Source organism: Gordonia sp. DT101, from assembly GCF_049844895.1.
GTDB lineage: Bacteria > Actinomycetota > Actinomycetes > Mycobacteriales > Mycobacteriaceae > Gordonia.
In genome coordinates this window covers 271,046-286,966 of sequence record NZ_JBNCLX010000005.1, presented here as the reverse complement: position 1 = coordinate 286,966, position 15,921 = coordinate 271,046, and the positions used below count along the sequence as shown (strand labels likewise).

Genomic DNA, 15,921 nt, shown 5'->3' with positions numbered 1-15,921 from the left:
ACAGCAATCAGTTCGTGACGCCCTTGCGGCGCTGCTTGAGCAGGTCGAGACGCTCGTTCAGGAGCACCTCGAGCTCCTCCTCGGAGCGGCGTTCGAGCAGCATGTCCCAGTGGGTGCGCGGCGGCTTGGTCTTCTTCTCCTCGGGCTCGGCGCCCTCGAGCAGAGTGCCCTCCATGCCGTTCTTGCACGGCCACTTCGACGGCACCTCGGCGTCGTCGGCGAACGGAACGTCGAAGATCTCGCCGTTGTCGGTGCGGTACTGGACGATCCGTCGTGGTGCGAGGTCGTGATCGCGATCGGTCTCGTAGCTCACCGCACCGAGGCGGCTACCCCGAAGTACTCGATCTGCCATGGACAATTCCTCTCAAACATTTCGTCGGGCGCCGGCACGTTCAAGCGGGCCCATCGCTATCGGGCACCGGGAGTGCGTGCGGCACCTCGGCACTGAACAGATTCATTCTACGCGTCCATCGCGGCTCGCCGGGCGAGCCACGAGGGGCGACCTCCTGTGGCCCCAGGTACGGTCATAGCCGTGGACGACCCTCGCCGACGCCCGTACTCGTGCGCATGGTGTGGGCGGAGCATGGTCGACTCGGATCACGGCCGGCGACGCAAATACTGCAAGCAGTCCTGCCGCCAACGCGCCTACGAACAGAGAGCGCTCACGCAGGGCACTTCTATTCCCGTCGACGCGGTGATTCTGACGGCCGCGGAGGCCGACGCCTTCGGCGACCGGATGTTCGCGCTCCGATGCGCCGCCGAGGATCTGGTCACCGCGGTCTCCGAACGGGCGGACGTGGCCACTCTCCACTCACTCGGCGACGATCTGCTGTCACTGGCTCGTGAAGCCGAGCGACTACGGTGATCCTCCGGACCTTCGGACTGTCCGCTCTGGTCACCCTCGCGGCGCTGCTGGTCGCGTTCCTCTATCAGGGTTGGACCGGTCTGGCGCTGTGCGCGATCCTCGGCATCCTCGAGGTGTCGCTCTCCTTCGACAACGCGGTCATCAACGCGACCGTGCTCGAGCGGATGAGCCGGTTCTGGCAACAGATGTTCCTGACCGTCGGGGTGATCATCGCGGTCTTCGGGATGCGACTGTTGTTCCCGTTGGCGATCGTGTGGATCACCGGTGGCCTCAATCCCGTCGAGGCCCTTCGCCTGGCCATGAACCCGCCTGCAGATGACGCCGGGTATTTCCCCGACGGCAGCCCGAGTTACGAGACGATCCTGCTCGAGGCGCATCCCCAGATCGCGGCCTTCGGAGGCATGTTCCTCCTGCTGCTGTTCCTGAATTTCGTCCTGAGCAATCGCGACATCACCTGGTTGTCGTGGATCGAGAAGCCGTTGGGCCGGCTGGGCCGGCTCGATCAGCTGTCGATCGTTCTCGCCGCCATAACGCTCGTCGTCGTCGGGGAGTACCTGGTGCCCGACGACGGTCGGTCCACTGTGCTCATCTCCGGGTTGCTGGGCATGATCACCTACATTCTCGTCGACGGCCTGAGTTCGCTGTTCCAGAGTGAACAACCGGGCAGCGACGATCACCTGCCGTCCGCGGAGGCCACCATGGCCGAGGCGGGCTCGGTGCGACGACCGAGCCCGGTGACCGTGGCCGTCGGCAAGGCGGGTTTCTTCCTGTTCCTCTATCTCGAGGTGCTCGATGCGTCGTTCTCCTTCGACGGGGTGATCGGTGCCTTCGCGATCACGCCCGACCCGATCATCATCGCCCTCGGACTCGGTTTCATCGGTGCCATGTTCGTCAGGTCCATCACGATCTATCTGGTCCGTCAGGGCACGCTCGGTCAGTACCGCTACCTCGAGCACGGGGCACACTGGGCGATCGGCGCGCTCGCGGTGATCCTGCTGCTGAGCGTGCACATCCACATCAACGAGGTCATCACCGGCCTGGTGGGCGTCGCGTTCATCGGTGCGGCGCTGGCCAGCAGTATCGGGGCCAACCGCCGTGATCGACGCCGCAGGGAACACCGGGCGCAGACCCGGGTCGCGCATTGAATCGACCGTGATGGCGTCACGCGCCGGCCGGGACGTCCGCATCCGCGATGACCGTCGGGTACCCGGCTAGACTTGCCCTCGTGACCGGTACGGACGGAGACGCGGTGGCATCGGGGGAGCAGCAGGACGATCGACCCGCGGTCGCGCGCCCGACCCGGCGGGCCGCCGACGCTCTCGCGAGGTCCGATGCGAACGCCGGAGCGGTGCGTGCCGCTCGAGCCGCACGCAGCCTCATCCCGGACACCCGGTCCGCGCCACTTGGCGGCCGCGCGTCGGATCGTGTCGCCCGCCTGATCGGTGAATCCCGTCCGGACCGCCCCAGTGTGCTGCGGGAACTGGGCCTCGGCGCGGTCCAGGTGTGGCAGGCGCTCGTCTCGCGCCGCACTTTCCGCGACGACGACCCGGTGCCGGCCACGATCCTGTTCACCGACCTGGTCGGGTTCTCCACGTGGGCTCTCGATGCCGGCGACGACCAGGTCCTGCGACTGCTCGCCCAGGTGAACGACGTGACCGAATCCGTGATCACCGCTCGTGCCGGCAGCGTCGTCAAACAACTGGGCGACGGTTCGATGGCGGTCTTCCTCGACGGGACCGAGGCCATCGAGGCCGGTTACGAGGCCATCTGCGCGGTGAGCGCATTGACCATCGACGGTTATCGTCCACAGTTGCGGGCGGGCCTGCACACCGGGACACCGCGCGCCGTCGGCGACGACTTCCTCGGCGTGGACGTCAACATCGCGGCGCGGGTGGCCGACGCCGCCGGCCCCGGCGAACTCCTGGTCAGCGACGCCACCCTCGCATCCGCGGACGCCGAGAAGTACCACCGGCGCAGGCGCAGGTTCAAGGCGAAGGGCGTGCCTCGCGACCTGGAGGTCTTCGCCGTGGTACCCCGCTACGAGACCGAAGCCTGACGCCACGGCATCGCAGCGGGCAACGAGTTGGTCATCCCGAGGTCGGGGAGCATTCGATTTCAGGTCATGTCGACGTCTGCTCATGTGGTGACACTGGTCGGTGACCCGGCGCACAATGGGGTCATCTCTGTCGGGCGACCGCGTCGAGTCGGCGGCGCAGGTCGCCGCGGGTGGCAGTGTCCGGAAGACAAATCACGGGGTGTGATGAAGATGGACAACAAGCAGCAGCAGATGCTGGCGTTCGAAACGGATTGGTACCAACTCGGCGGTGGTTCGTCGCGTGTGATCACCGAGCGGTTCGGCCTGACCGATCGAGACTTCTTCAGCGAGGTCGATCGGATCGTCGCGTCAGATCCGCCTCCCTCGCTGACGCATTCGGAGTTGGGCAGGATGCGCAGCGTGATCCGCAGCCGACTGTGGATGGCCCGCTGAACCTGCCATTGGCCCCCGTGCCTGACGGAAGAGCTCGACAAGACGCTCGACTCCTGACCTCTCGGACGCTAATCTGACAACAGCAGTCCTCAGAATGCCTGTCGTCTGAATGCGTGGAGGTCCGACATGACGATCACACAGCCGTACCCGACCGAGTCCGCTGATGCGGTGATCTCGCACGCCGACGACGAGATCGAGCTCGTCCCGCCGGACTCGCTGACCGCCGAGCTCACCGGGCGGTTCACCTTCCTGCCGGTGAACGGCGCGGCCTTCGTGATGCAGGTGATGCACCCGACCATCGGTGACATCGTCGGGGAGTACTCGGTGTTCCGGACGGATCCGCTCGGCCGGGCCGTCCGCTCGATCGACTCCGTGCTGCGCTGGGTCTACGGTGGTACCGAGGCGATCGAAGAGGGCAAGCGACTGCGGCGGATGCACCAACCGCTCCAGATGCGGAATGCGCAGGGCGATCACATCAGTGCCCTGAATCCCGAGGCCTACCAGTGGGTCATCGCGACCGCCTTTCCCACCTCGTGCAGCGCCGCGCCACTGATCCTCGGGCGGGAGTTCACTGCGGCGGAGCGCGACGAGGTCTTCCGGGACAACCGGCGGATCGCGAAGATCGTGCAGGTACCGATGCGCGGCTATCCCGAATCGATCGAGGAGTTCGGGCCGTATTACGACGACATGGTCGAGAACACCTTGATCGCGCATCCGGTGGCCCTCGACCTGATCGCCCAGATGAAGGCGGCGCCGAGACTCGACGGTGCGGTCCCGCCAGCCGTGCTCCGGCTGGCCAACACGGTCGCGCGGGTCGCCGCCGTACCGGTCCAGAAGCTGAACTACCTGACCACCGTCGGCGTCATGGAGCCTCGCGTGCGCGAGATCCTCGGCTTGTCGTGGAGCGCCGACGAGCAGCGTGAATTGGAGCGGATCCACTCGGCCATCCGGTTGTCGTATCGGGTCCTTCCCGAGCGGCTCACCTACTTCCCGTTGGCCTACCACGCGCGCCGCCACCACGCCGCGCTGCAGGCGATGAAGCGCCGCGAGGGCGCCGGTGCCGCCTACCAAGTCGCAGACCGCGTAGGTGCCCCTGCCGCACCCCTGGGGCCGACCGCGAAGTTCTAAACTGAGCTGGTGCCGTTCTCCGACGATGACCTCGACGCTTTCTATCGGGACATCGAGGCGCGCACCGCCGCGTCACCTCCCCGGCGCCGCCGACGAATCGGTGTCGACCGGCGTGGTGTGCCCGCGTGCCCGACCCCGGAGAAAGACGCGTTCGCCGCGGAGATGCCCGCACGCGACAGCATTGCGCGGATTCGCCACCGGATCCCTCCCGACGTCACGCTGCGTTGTTATGAATGTGTCTGCGGCGCATGGCATATCACGAGCCGGTCACCGCGATGACCGGTCTCGTGCCGGCCGGCGCGATGATCGACCTGGCCACCGTCGACACGGTGGCCACTGCCGATGCATATGCGCGCCTGCTGGACAGCGTGGTGGCGACGTCGGTATCTGTGGGCAACGGGTCGGTGCGGTGGCATCCGGTGAACCCGAACGCCGAGAACGCACGGGCCACCGAGGGGGATGTGCATGACGATGATCCGGCCGGCACCCACCAGGTGTCGTTCGGCGTCACCGACAGCGTCTCGGCCAGGAGGCTGCTCGATCGTCGTGGACTGCCGCACGACGAGCCGGTCGGCGTCACCGACCACACCGGTCTCATCGAGATCGGCGACGTCGACGTCGAGGCCATCGATCATCTCGTCTTCACCGCGCCATGCCGGGATCACGCGCTGGCGATCTTCGGGGCCTGCCTGGACCTCGACTTCCGGCTCGATCGCGAGATCGGCAAGGGCGCACGCCAACTGTTCTTCCGGGCAGCGGATCTCGTGGTGGAGGTGGTGACCGGCCGCACGTCGGCGACCGGTGACCCACAGCCCTGCGCCCTGTGGGGTGTCGCCTGGCGATCGCGAGATGCCGCGGTGACACACCGTCGCCTCGGCGATCTCGGAGTGCCGACGAGCGAGGTCAGGATCGGACGAAAGCCGGGCACGCGGGTGTTCACCGTGCATGATCGCGCACTGGCCACCCGGACCGTGGTGATCGATACGGAGACGCGTCATGCGGAGTAGGCACGGATGTGTGGAAGTCGGTGGATGCCCCGCCCGTGCCGCCCCGAGCCCGACAGGGTCACCCGAGGTGGACAGGGCCGAGAGAGCCACGGTGTCGTCGCCGAGCACAGACCTGTGCGAGATCTGATGGAAGACTGGCCCCATGACAACTCCGTCCGCCGAAGCGGGGCCGCGTCCCGTCGTCGTCGTGGTGTCCGCCGATCATGCCGACACCCTCATGTCCGAGTTCGAGCGATACCGGCGTGACTACGACATCACCTGCGCGAGTTCGGCGATCGAGGCGATTGCGCTGCTCGGCCGGCTCCGCAGTGAGGGTCATCAGGTGGCTCTGATCGTCACGGAATCCGAACTCTCCGACATGAATCTCCTCGAGGCGCTCTCGGCGTTCCGCAGTATCGTTCCGACCGCCCGGCGTGTTGTCGGCATCCACTGGAGTCGGTTCCTACAGCACAGTGAGACGCTGCGGCCTGCCCTGCAGAAGGGCAAGTTCGACACGTTCCTCCTCATCCCGCGCGGACCGCGCGACGAGGAGTTCCACTATGCGATCACCGAGCTGCTCTCGGACTGGGGCGCGACCGTCGCGGCGCCGGAGGTCGAGGTGCTACGCATCATCAGCCCCGCGCTCACGCCACTGACCATGTCGATCCGGGACTTCCTCGAGCGGATGGGCATGCCGTACCGGACATATTCTCCCGACAGCTCCGCGGGACGATCCGCCCTCGCCCTCTGGTCCGCCGACGGCAACCGGATCCCCGCCGACGGCACCGTCGTCGAGGTGGCAGACGCGCCGGGCGGGGCCCACACGCCGGTACCCACCCCGCTCGTGCATTCGCTCCGAGGGACCGCCGACACGGTCATCGCGCCGGCCTCGGTGCGTGACGTCGCGGAGATGCTCTACGGCCGACCCTCCGACATCGAGCTCGAGACCATTGTCGACCTCGCGGTGGTCGGGGCGGGACCGGCCGGCCTCGCAGCCGCTGTGTACGCGGCGTCGGAGGGACTGAGCACCGTCGTCATCGAGTCGGAGGCCGTCGGCGGACAGGCGGGCACGAGTTCGATGATCCGCAACTACCTCGGCTTCCCCAGAGGTATCTCGGGCATGCGACTCGCCCAACGGGCGCGCACCCAGGCCGTTCGCTTCGGTGCGCGGTTCTTCACGGGGTGGCCGGTGGAGAGTCTCGTCGTCGAGGACTCGGCGGCGCCCTACCGCCTGCGGACCGAGGGCGGCGAGGTCTGTGCCCGCTCCGTCCTGATCAGCACCGGTGTCGCCTACCGCCGCCTCGGCATCGCCGATCTCGAGGATCTCGTCGGCCTCGGCGTCCATTACGGCGCGGCGATGAGCGCGGCCCGGGAGATGGACGGACACGATGTGTTCGTGGTCGGCGGCGGCAACTCGGCGGGCCAGGCAGCAATCCATCTCGCCAGATACGCACGGTCGGTCACGATCGTGGTCCGACGACCGGATCTCACCTCGACGATGTCGCAGTATCTGGTCGGCGAGATCGCCTTCAACCCGCGGATCACGGTGCGCGGCTCCAGTGAGGTCGTCGACGGCGGGAGTGCCGGCCATCTGGAATGGATCACGTTGCGCAACAGATCAACCGGAGCTCAGGAGCGATGCGCGGCCGCCGGCCTGTTCCTGCTCCTGGGCGCGTCGCCGCATTGCGACTGGCTGCCCGACGATGTGGAGCGCGACGACGATGGCTTCGTCCTGACCGGTCGGGATGTGTCGCACGATCGATGGACCGGCGACGTGCCACCGGCCAACCTCGCCACCAGCGAACCCGGCCTGTTCGCCGCCGGTGACATCAGGGCGGGATCGATGAAGCGGGTGGCCGCGGCCAGCGGCGAGGGGGCCAGCGTGGTACCGCTCGTGCACACCTGGCTGGAATCGTTGCGACAGATCCAGACCTCGTGATGAAGAATGCGCGCGGCCGAACTGCAGAAACGTTTCGGCGACGATGCGTCCGAGGTGCGCCGCTGAGTCCGCACGATGACGCGGACCAGTCCGATGTCGCAGATCTGGTCGCCGCGCCACGTGCGTGGGATCAGTCGCGGATCCCCCGATAGATCCCGCGTCGAACGATCCACGGCTGGAGCACCGAGTCGATCGACCACGCCGGGAACCGGAAGGGCCGGCCATTGGGCGCGAAGACCTCGAGTCCGTCGGGTTGGACACCGAGGACCGATCCCCAGCGTCGACTCCGCGGCCGGTAGCTGCGCAGCTGTCGCCCGGCGAACGAGGCCATCACGTTGTGCGCCACCAGCCGGTCGGCGCGGTTGCGTGCGGAGTTGCGTAGCGGGTCGGTGGCGGCGACGTCCCCCACCGCGAAGACGTCGTCGCGGCCGTGGACCCTCAGATCTGTGGTGACCCGAACGAAGCCGCGGTCGTCGACGAGATCGGCGGGGAGCCATTCGGTGTTGGGCCGGACCGCACCGATCGCCCAGATCACCGCATCGGCGCGCGTCGACTGCTGTCCGGTTGACCAGCTCACCGGTTCAGCGGTGATCCGATCGATGGCTTCTCCGCCGGGGATTGTCGCGCGGTGCCCGGGGTGCACCGCCACCCCGAGTCGATCGAGCCGACGACGCACGTGACGCCAGACGCGTGGATGATGCTGGGGGAGTGCACGATCGCCGGGAAAATACAGATCAATCGTTTTTCCCGGCCATACGCCCGCGACGTTGGCTGCCGCACTGACTGCGGCGGCTCCGCCACCGATCACCGCCACCGACGACGCAGACGACAGCCGCTCGTGCGTGGACGCAAGGTCTGCGTCGACCTGCTCAGCAGACTGCAGCGTCGGCTGTCGCCAGAATCCGTTGCGCACCCCGGTCGAGATGACAAGGGCGTCATAGCTCTCGACAACCGCGTCACCGTCGGCACGACGTACGGCGACGGTGCGTGCGGCCGTGTCGAGCCCGGTGAGGGTGCCGTGGACGACGCGCACACCGTCGAGCCCGCGGAATCTGCCGAACGGGATCCAGTAATCCCGGCGCCAGGTGTCCGGCCGGGCGATCCGGCTGCCGACCTCCTGACCGCTGACGAGACCTGGTTTCACCGAGATCCCGACGACGTCGTGGTGGCGAGCCAGATGGATCGCGGTGAGGATGCCGGTGTCACCGAGCCCGGCGACGACGATCCGCCGGGCAGTGGAGCCGTCAGCCATGTGACGCCGACCGCGGCGGTCGGGGCACGAACCGTGGCACCCGATCGATGACCGTCTGGTATCCGGGACGACGCTCGAGGCTGCGCTTCTCCATCATCGGGATACTCGCTCCCTCGAACAGCGCCAACATGACCACCGCCCCGGCGAACAGCCACCATGCGTCGGCCGGTGCTGCGGCGACACCGAACAGTGCCAGCGCGAACCAGAACGAGAACTCGCCGAAGTAGTTCGGATGCCGGGACCAGCCCCACACGCCGCGGTCCATGACCTCACCAGGGTGTCGGCGGTCGGCGAACACCCGCAGTTGCCGATCGGCGACGGATTCGAGCAGAACGGCGCCGAGGCCGACCACGAACGCCACGACGACGAGCCAGAACGGGCCGTCGGAGGGGCGGGTGACCGCCACGTACACCGGGAGCATGCCGACGAACACCTGAAGGGTGGGGATGACGTGGATCGCGAACAGGTCCGCCGGCCACGACCAGCGTCCCGCGTTCTCGCGGATCAGGCCGTAACGCCAGTCCTCGTGATGGAGACCCGGAAACGTGCTCACCCAGTTGGCCGTCAGCCGGATCGCCCACACCAGCACCACCATCGTCACCATCCACGATCGGGGATCATCGATGCCGAGATCGCCTCGCCACCACCAGAAGACCAGCATCAACGGGGGTATGACACTCCAGTAGGCGTCGTAGAAACTCGAGTTCTGGTAATGGCGACTGAACCCGAAGATCACCAGCGTCGCGAGGAGGTCGGCGATCAGCGTGTCCAGCCACAGCGCCGATGTGGCGGGGCCCCAGATCAGCCACACCGCCGCGACGGCGACAGCCACCACGTAGGCGATCGTGATACGGACGAGGCCGTGAGTCCGGCTGCTCGTTTCGAGGGTCGACATGATGCGGTGCTCCGCCGTCAGCTCAGGGTCGCGAGTTGTTCGACCTCGGCGACACTGCCGGGCGACACCAGCATCGTCGTCACCCCGGCGGCCTCCCAGCGGGCGACCTGCTCGCGGACGTGCGCGATGTCGCCGACGATCGCGGAATCCTCCACCACCTCGTCCGGGACGATGCGGGCCGCCTCATCCTTGCGTCCGGCGCGGAACAGGGCGGTGACCTCGTCGACCACCTCGGCATACCCCATTCGGCGGTACACCTCGGCGTGGAAGTTGGTGTCCTCGCTACCCATGCCGCCCATGTAGAGCGCCAGGAACGGCTTGATCGCCTCGTAGCTGGCAGACCGGTCGTCGGTGATCACGATCTGGGCGGTCGCGCAGATCTCGAAATCGTCGCGGCTCCGACGTGCCCCTTCCCGTGCGAAGCCCTCGTCGAGCCATTCGTTGTAGGTGTCGGCGAGGCGCGGCGTGTAGAAGAGCGGCAACCAGCCGTCGGCGATCTCGGCGGCCAGCGCGATGTTCTTCGGCCCCTCGGCACCGAGCATCACCGGGATGTCGGCGCGTAGCGGGTGCGTGATCGGCTTGAGCGGCTTGCCGAGTCCGGTGGTGTCATCGCCGGTGAGCGGCAACGGATAGTGCGGTCCAGCGCTGGTCACGGGCGCCTCGCGGGCCCATACCTGTCGCATGATGTCGATGTACTCGCGCGTCCGGGCCAGCGGCTTGGCGAATCGCTGCCCGTACCACCCCTCGACGACCTGTGGGCCGGAGACACCGAGGCCGACGATGTGCCGCCCACCGGAGAGGTGATCGAGGGTCAGGGCCGCCATCGCGCAGGCCGTTGGCGTCCGCGCGGACAGCTGGAGCACCGATGTGCCGAGGCGTACGCGTTCGGTCGCCGAGCCCCACCAGGCCAGCGGCGTGTAGGCATCCGACCCCCAGGCCTCGGCGGTGAACACGCTGTCGAAGCCGGCAGCTTCCGCGGCAGTCACCAGTTCGGCGTGGTTCTTTGCCGGCTGCGCACCCCAATATCCCAGCTGTAGACCGAGTTTCATATCGCTCCTGTCTTGATCGTCGCCGCCCGGAGGGGCCGGATGCCCTCAGCCTAGAGTGTCGTCTCCCAGCGTCTCGCAAACAGCACTGGCCAGGGCAAGGCAGGACGTCAGACCCGGCGACTCGATGCCGAACATGTTGACCAACCCGGGCATCCCGTGCTCGGCCGGGCCCTGCAGGAGGAAATCGGCGGCGGGCTCGCCGGGACCGCTCAGCTTCGGCCGAATGCCCGCGTACGCGGGCACCAGCGCGTCGTCGCGGAGCCCGGGCCAGTACCGACGGATCTCGGCGTAGAACCGGTCGGCGCGGTCGGGATCGACCCGATAGTCCACGCGGTCGGTCCACTCGACGTCCGGGCCGAAGCGCGCTGCACCTGCCATATCCAGGGTCAGGTGAACCCCGAGTCCGCCATCTGCGGGCACCGGGTAGACGAGTCGCCGGAAGGGGGCCGAGCCCGTGGACAGCGCGTAGTAATTCCCCTTCGCCAGCCGGCGTGCCGGGATCCGGTCGGTCGGGAACCCGTCGAGCGATCCGGCGAGGTCCCATGCTCCGAGACCCGCACAGTTGACCAGCGCCCGGCACCGGAGAGACCCGGCATCGGCGACCTCGAGTGTCATCGGTGAACCTTCCCGAACCGACCCCGCGACCACGCGGCTGCCGAGCGCGACGCCTGCTCCGGCCGCCTCCGCGTCGGCCCGCAGCGACCGCATCAGGGCGTGGCTGTCGACGATGCCTGTCGACGGCGACAACAGCCCTGCGACGCCTGCGAGGTGCGGCTCGAGTGCGTGCAGCCCCGACGCATCGAGCTTCTGCAGATCCGTGACACCGTTGGCCGCCGCATGCGCCGCGATCTCGTCGAGCCGACCGATCTGGTCAGTTGCCGTTGCGACGATGATCTTGCCCAGACGGCGATGCGGCACCCCACGGTCGGCGCAGTATCGGTATAGGAGCTCTCGTCCGCTGACGCAGGCGGTCGCCTTGCGACTGCCCGTCGGATAGTAGATGCCGGCGTGGATGACCTCGGAATTGCGGGAACTCGTCTGCGTGCCAACGGCATTCTCGGACTCGAGCACGAGCACCTCATGACCGGTGCGCGCCAGGTCGCGGGCCACGGCAAGGCCGATGACACCGGCGCCGACGACGACAGCATCGACAGTCTCCACCACGATGTCGAGGGTAGTGAGCCCGACCGGCACTGAGAAGACTAGATTGGGCCACACCTGCCATCGTCGCTCGAGGGGATCTCTGTGAACCGGTTTCAGCAGACAGCATCGATCGTCAACAAGCTCGTGACCCCGGTGCTGCGGCTCCCGGGTCTCAGCTCGCTCCTGGGCCGGTCGATGATGGTCCTCCGGTACACCGGGCGCACATCGGGCAAGACCTTCGAGCTCCCGGTGGGCTATCGCCGCGACGGCGACCACATCGTCGTCGGGGTGGCGATGCCGGACAAGAAGAGCTGGTGGCGCAACTTCACCGGTGCGGGAGGCCGCGTCACCATGGTGACCGACGGTGTGACCCGCACGGGACACGCGATCAGTCGACGCGACGACGAGGGCCAGGTCCTGGTCCGGATCGCCGTGGACACCGACAGCGCCGTGGACACCGACCACTGAGACCACACGAACTCCCGGAGGATCTCCGATGACCGCCATCGACACACTTCTCAGCTCCCTCGCCGACGGCTCGGTGTCGGTCGTCGACCTCACGGCGCCGCTGAGCCCGACCACGCCGGTCCTGCAGCTGCCGCCGCCCTTCGCCAACACGATCTCGATGTCCCTGGAGACCGTGAGCAACTTCGACGACAACGGACCGTTCTGGGGCTGGCACAACATTCACACCGGTGAACACACGGGTACCCATGTCGATGCCCCCAGCCACTGGGCGACCGGCCGCGACGGTAGCTCCGTGGACCAGATCCCACCGGGTCGTCTCGTGGGCCCGGCCGTGCTCCTCGACTTCACCGACGAGGTGACCGCCGATCCGGACTTCCTCTTGGAGCCAGAGCATCTCGACGCCCACGTGGCCGAGAACGGACCGCTGCCGGACGGTGCCTGGCTCCTGTTCCGAACCGGATGGAGTCGGTTCAACACCGACGCCGACCGGTTTCTCAACGCCGACGACGACGGCCCGCACAGCCCGGGTGTCTCGGTGGCGGCCGCGCAGTGGCTGGCGTCGTCGCCCATCACCGGATACGGCGTGGAGACCGTGGGCATCGACGCCGGACAGGCCGCGGCGATGGACCCGATCTTCCCGGCCCATCACCACCTGCTCGGCGCTGACAAGTACGGACTGACGCAGCTCCAGAATCTCGGTGCCGTTCCTCGTTCCGGCGCGATGCTGGTCGTCTCACCATTGCCGATCGTGGGCGGAACCGGCTCGCCGGCAAGGGTTCTCGCCCTCGTCCCGGCCTGATCGGTCGACACCATGGTGTGCGTGGCGGACGTCGTCGCCCAGACCCTCGCCGACCTGGGCGTCGGGACCTGCTTCGGGGTGGTCGGTAGCGGCAACTTCGTCCTGACCAATGCCCTTCGGGAACGCGGTGTGCCGTTCGTGGCCACGCGTCATGAAGGCGGCGCCGCGTCGATGGCCGACGGGTACGGCCGCGTTGCCGACGTCCCGGCGCTGGTGTCGGTGCACCAGGGCTGTGGCCTGACGAACGCGATGACCGGCATCGCCGAGGCGGCCAAGAGCCGCACCCCGATGCTGGTGCTCGCCGCGGACACGGCGGCGGGTGCGGTGCTCTCGAACTTCACCATCGATCAGGACGCTCTGGTGCGTAGTGTCGGTGCCGTCGCCGACCGTGTCCACGGACCAGGTTCTGCGGTGGCCGACGTGACACGGGCTTATCGCACTGCCGTACAGGGCAGGCGTACCGTCGTCCTGAGTCTTCCACTCGACATCCAGGCCGCCGAGCTCGACGCGCCGGATGCCGTCGCCATCGTAGGCACTTCTGATCCGGTTCGGCCGTCCGCGGATTCCGTTGCGGCACTGCAGGAGGCGATCGAGGCGGCGGAGCGGCCGGTGTTCGTGGCCGGGCGTGGGGGCCGTGCTGCCGGAGCCCGGATCGCCGAGCTCGCGGCGCGTACCGGTGCACTCGTCGCGACCTCCGCCGTCGCCAACGGTTTGTTCCGTGGCGACGATTTCGATCTCGGCATCTCCGGCGGCTTCTCCACGCCACTCACCGCCGAGCTGATCCGTTCCGCGGATCTGATCGTGGGGTGGGGCTGCGCACTCAACATGTGGACGATGCGGCACGGAACACTCATCGGCGCCGGGACGGCCGTCGTCCAGGTCGACGACGATCAGAGCGCGCTGGGAACGCATCGTCCGATCACCATGGGAATCCACGGGGATTGCGGCGCGACCGCCGATGATCTGCTCGACACGGTGGTGCAGGAGCGCACCGGATACCGGACTGTGGAGGTCGCAGGACGCCTGGCGACCGCCCGACGCTGGAACGACGTGACAACACCGGATCTCTCGACGGCCGACCACATCGATCCGCGGGTGTTCAGCGACCTACTCGATCGCGCGCTACCGTTCGAGCGCGTCGTCGCGGTCGACTCCGGCAACTTCATGGGTTATCCCAGTGCCTACCTACAGGTCCCCGACGAGAACGGTTTCGTGTTCACCCAGGCCTTCCAGTCCATCGGGCTCGGCCTGTCCAGCGGGATCGGCGCCATGCTCGCACGGCCGGACCGGCTCGCTGTGGTTGCGGCAGGCGATGGCGGATTCCTGATGGGCATCGCGGAGCTGGAGACCGCTGTCCGGCTCGGTCGACCGATGCTGATCGCCGTGTACGACGACGCCGCCTACGGGGCCGAAGTGCACCATTTCGGCCCCGACGTCGACCTCGGTGCGGTGACCTTCCCGGAGACCGACATCGCCGCAGTTGCCCGCGGATTCGGCGCCTCCGCCGTGACGGTCAGAAGCCGCGCCGACATGGCAGACGTTGTCACGTGGCTCGATTCACCCTCGGGCGTGCTGGTCATCGATGCGAAGATCGCGTCCGACGGCGGGGCCTGGTGGCTGGTCGAAGCCTTCACCGGACATTGATTCGGAATGCGTCGGAACGGCTCTCGAGGGCACGTCGCGGGCGCAGTTCGGAACGAAGCCACGCATAGATGCCGTCGTGGTTCAACAGCGTGAAATGATGCGCGCTCCCGATATGGAAGCCGTCCGATGATCGCAAACCGATTGTGCGGTAACGGCTCTGTCCGCGTCCGCTGCCGGCGAGGACCAGTCCATCGCCGAACAGTCGGCCCAGCGGGTGATCGGCGCTCCGGGTCACCGACGCGGTCGCGAACAGATGGCGGACGTTCGGCAGTAGAGGCGCGTCACCGGGCAGCGGCTGCCGGAGCACATCGCGCTCGACGTCGCGCCACCCCTCCTCGGTGAGCGTTCCGTGAAAGAGGTCGCGGACCCCCGCGCTACGCCTACGGAGCAGATTGCCGAACGGATTCGTCACGGGCAATCCGCCGAGGGCCGCGGTGGCCGCATGCACGCCCCTCGCCATCGGCGCGCCGAGATGCGGCGTACCGAGATACACCGTATGCCTCAGCAGGGCTGCCCAATACAGATCTTCTCGGGTGGCTCGCTCGCAGGCGCTCCGGATGATGAGCCCGCCCATGGAATGACCGATCAGCGACAGATCGGTCACCGGTACCGGCCACAGCAGAACGAGGGCCCACAGGACATCGGCGAGCAGACGGCCGTTGTCGCTCACGTGGCGACCCGAGTTGTAGCGGATTCGGATCTCGGTGCTGCCGATGTCGTCGCTCAATCGTCGGCCGTAGGTGGGACCGCCGCCGATCTCCCAGGCGTATTCGGATTCCATCAGGCCGTGGAGGAACACCGTGAGGTGTCCACCGGCAGTGGGAAACGCGGCCCGCAGTGCTTCGGCGGTCGGCGGGATCTCCCGGCCATCGACACGAATCGTCATCCCGGCTGCCAATGGTGAAGCTTCCTCGGACAATTCGTCGCCGATCAAGCCGTTGAGGATGCCGAGGGCGACGGCTCCACCGGAGGTCTCGGAGGGGGCGCGTCCGGCCGTCGGAACCTCTGCGACGATACCGGCCAGTTTCCCGACGAGATCGGCGGACCCTCCGGCGGTGCTGTAGGCCGCGAGTGCGAACGCGTTGTGGACCATGCGGGCGGGGTCGGCTCGACGTCCGAACGCTATACGCAACCCGCCGAACACGCCGTCGGCAATGGACGCATGTACCTTGGCGACACCGGTGGTCGCCCGGCGGAGCTCGGTCCCTGCCAGCCCGGCGAGGGCGCTGAGCTCAGCCTGGCGACGATCGACGAAAGGAGCCACC

17 protein-coding genes are annotated in these 15,921 nt (G+C 67.6%); 11 read left to right on the top strand and 6 right to left on the bottom strand.

Annotated elements, in window-relative coordinates:
- Positions 1 to 7: 7 nt before the first annotated feature.
- The gene (locus ACLQ3I_RS18915) at positions 8 to 352 is read right to left on the bottom strand and encodes an RNA polymerase-binding protein RbpA (protein ID WP_124707309.1); all 345 of its coding nucleotides are present in this window, start codon (positions 350 to 352) and stop codon (positions 8 to 10) included.
- A gap of 231 nt (positions 353 to 583) precedes the next feature.
- On the opposite strand from ACLQ3I_RS18915, the gene ACLQ3I_RS18910 reads away from it, so the two are divergent.
- From ACLQ3I_RS18910 to ACLQ3I_RS18875, 8 genes are all read left to right on the top strand, one after another.
- Entirely contained in the window at positions 584 to 865 is a 282-nt protein-coding gene (locus ACLQ3I_RS18910) for a hypothetical protein (RefSeq protein ID WP_425794403.1), read from the top strand.
- Complete coding sequence (locus tag ACLQ3I_RS18905) at positions 862 to 2,010, top strand: DUF475 domain-containing protein (RefSeq protein ID WP_425794402.1); 1,149 nt, start codon at positions 862 to 864, stop codon at positions 2,008 to 2,010. Before ACLQ3I_RS18910 ends, ACLQ3I_RS18905 begins: the two co-directional genes overlap by 4 nt.
- An 80-nt stretch (positions 2,011 to 2,090) precedes the next feature.
- A complete protein-coding gene (locus tag ACLQ3I_RS18900) occupies positions 2,091 to 2,921 on the top strand; it encodes an adenylate/guanylate cyclase domain-containing protein (protein WP_425794400.1) in 831 nt (276 codons plus the stop codon).
- A 210-nt stretch (positions 2,922 to 3,131) separates the two neighbouring features.
- Positions 3,132 to 3,353 carry a DUF3263 domain-containing protein gene (locus ACLQ3I_RS18895; RefSeq protein ID WP_425794399.1) on the top strand — a complete coding sequence of 74 codons (222 nt, stop codon included), beginning with the start codon at positions 3,132 to 3,134 and terminating at the stop codon, positions 3,351 to 3,353.
- Between the two features lie 126 nt (positions 3,354 to 3,479).
- Entirely contained in the window at positions 3,480 to 4,481 is a 1,002-nt protein-coding gene (locus ACLQ3I_RS18890) for an oxygenase MpaB family protein (RefSeq protein ID WP_425803938.1), read from the top strand.
- Positions 4,482 to 4,490: 9 nt separating this feature from the next.
- The gene (locus ACLQ3I_RS18885) at positions 4,491 to 4,760 is read left to right on the top strand and encodes a hypothetical protein (RefSeq protein WP_425794396.1); all 270 of its coding nucleotides are present in this window, start codon (positions 4,491 to 4,493) and stop codon (positions 4,758 to 4,760) included.
- Complete coding sequence (locus ACLQ3I_RS18880) at positions 4,730 to 5,488, top strand: VOC family protein (RefSeq protein WP_425803936.1); 759 nt, start codon at positions 4,730 to 4,732, stop codon at positions 5,486 to 5,488. The genes ACLQ3I_RS18885 and ACLQ3I_RS18880 overlap by 31 nt, the downstream gene beginning before the upstream one ends.
- A gap of 142 nt (positions 5,489 to 5,630) precedes the next feature.
- A complete protein-coding gene (locus tag ACLQ3I_RS18875; RefSeq protein WP_425803934.1) occupies positions 5,631 to 7,406 on the top strand; it encodes an FAD-dependent oxidoreductase in 1,776 nt (591 codons plus the stop codon).
- A gap of 130 nt (positions 7,407 to 7,536) precedes the next feature.
- Here ACLQ3I_RS18875 and ACLQ3I_RS18870 read toward each other — a convergent pair whose 3' ends face one another.
- Genes ACLQ3I_RS18870 through ACLQ3I_RS18855 form a run of 4 tightly spaced genes read right to left on the bottom strand, consistent with a single transcriptional unit; the run spans position 7,537 to position 11,766 of the window.
- Positions 7,537 to 8,658, bottom strand: coding sequence for an FAD-dependent oxidoreductase (locus ACLQ3I_RS18870; protein WP_425803932.1), 1,122 nt, complete (start codon positions 8,656 to 8,658; stop codon positions 7,537 to 7,539).
- Complete coding sequence (locus tag ACLQ3I_RS18865; protein WP_425794390.1) at positions 8,651 to 9,553, bottom strand: DUF1295 domain-containing protein; 903 nt, start codon at positions 9,551 to 9,553, stop codon at positions 8,651 to 8,653. Before ACLQ3I_RS18865 ends, ACLQ3I_RS18870 begins: the two co-directional genes overlap by 8 nt.
- Before the next feature lie 17 nt (positions 9,554 to 9,570).
- The gene (locus tag ACLQ3I_RS18860; protein ID WP_425803929.1) at positions 9,571 to 10,602 is read right to left on the bottom strand and encodes an LLM class F420-dependent oxidoreductase; all 1,032 of its coding nucleotides are present in this window, start codon (positions 10,600 to 10,602) and stop codon (positions 9,571 to 9,573) included.
- A gap of 45 nt (positions 10,603 to 10,647) precedes the next feature.
- The gene (locus ACLQ3I_RS18855) at positions 10,648 to 11,766 is read right to left on the bottom strand and encodes an NAD(P)/FAD-dependent oxidoreductase (protein ID WP_425794386.1); all 1,119 of its coding nucleotides are present in this window, start codon (positions 11,764 to 11,766) and stop codon (positions 10,648 to 10,650) included.
- An 81-nt stretch (positions 11,767 to 11,847) separates the two neighbouring features.
- On the opposite strand from ACLQ3I_RS18855, the gene ACLQ3I_RS18850 reads away from it, so the two are divergent.
- From ACLQ3I_RS18850 to ACLQ3I_RS18840, 3 genes are read left to right on the top strand one after another with little or no spacing between them, the layout of a single operon-like run.
- Positions 11,848 to 12,213 (top strand): nitroreductase/quinone reductase family protein, encoded by a 366-nt coding sequence (locus ACLQ3I_RS18850; protein ID WP_425794384.1) that lies wholly within the window; start codon positions 11,848 to 11,850, stop codon positions 12,211 to 12,213.
- 28 nt (positions 12,214 to 12,241) lie between these two features.
- A complete protein-coding gene (locus ACLQ3I_RS18845) occupies positions 12,242 to 13,012 on the top strand; it encodes a cyclase family protein (RefSeq protein WP_425803927.1) in 771 nt (256 codons plus the stop codon).
- 21 nt (positions 13,013 to 13,033) lie between these two features.
- Positions 13,034 to 14,656 (top strand): thiamine pyrophosphate-binding protein, encoded by a 1,623-nt coding sequence (locus tag ACLQ3I_RS18840; RefSeq protein WP_425803924.1) that lies wholly within the window; start codon positions 13,034 to 13,036, stop codon positions 14,654 to 14,656.
- Here ACLQ3I_RS18840 and ACLQ3I_RS18835 read toward each other — a convergent pair.
- Positions 14,643 to 15,920, bottom strand: coding sequence for an esterase/lipase family protein (locus tag ACLQ3I_RS18835; protein WP_425803921.1), 1,278 nt, complete (start codon positions 15,918 to 15,920; stop codon positions 14,643 to 14,645). The genes ACLQ3I_RS18840 and ACLQ3I_RS18835 overlap by 14 nt on opposite strands.
- Position 15,921: the final 1 nt, after the last annotated feature.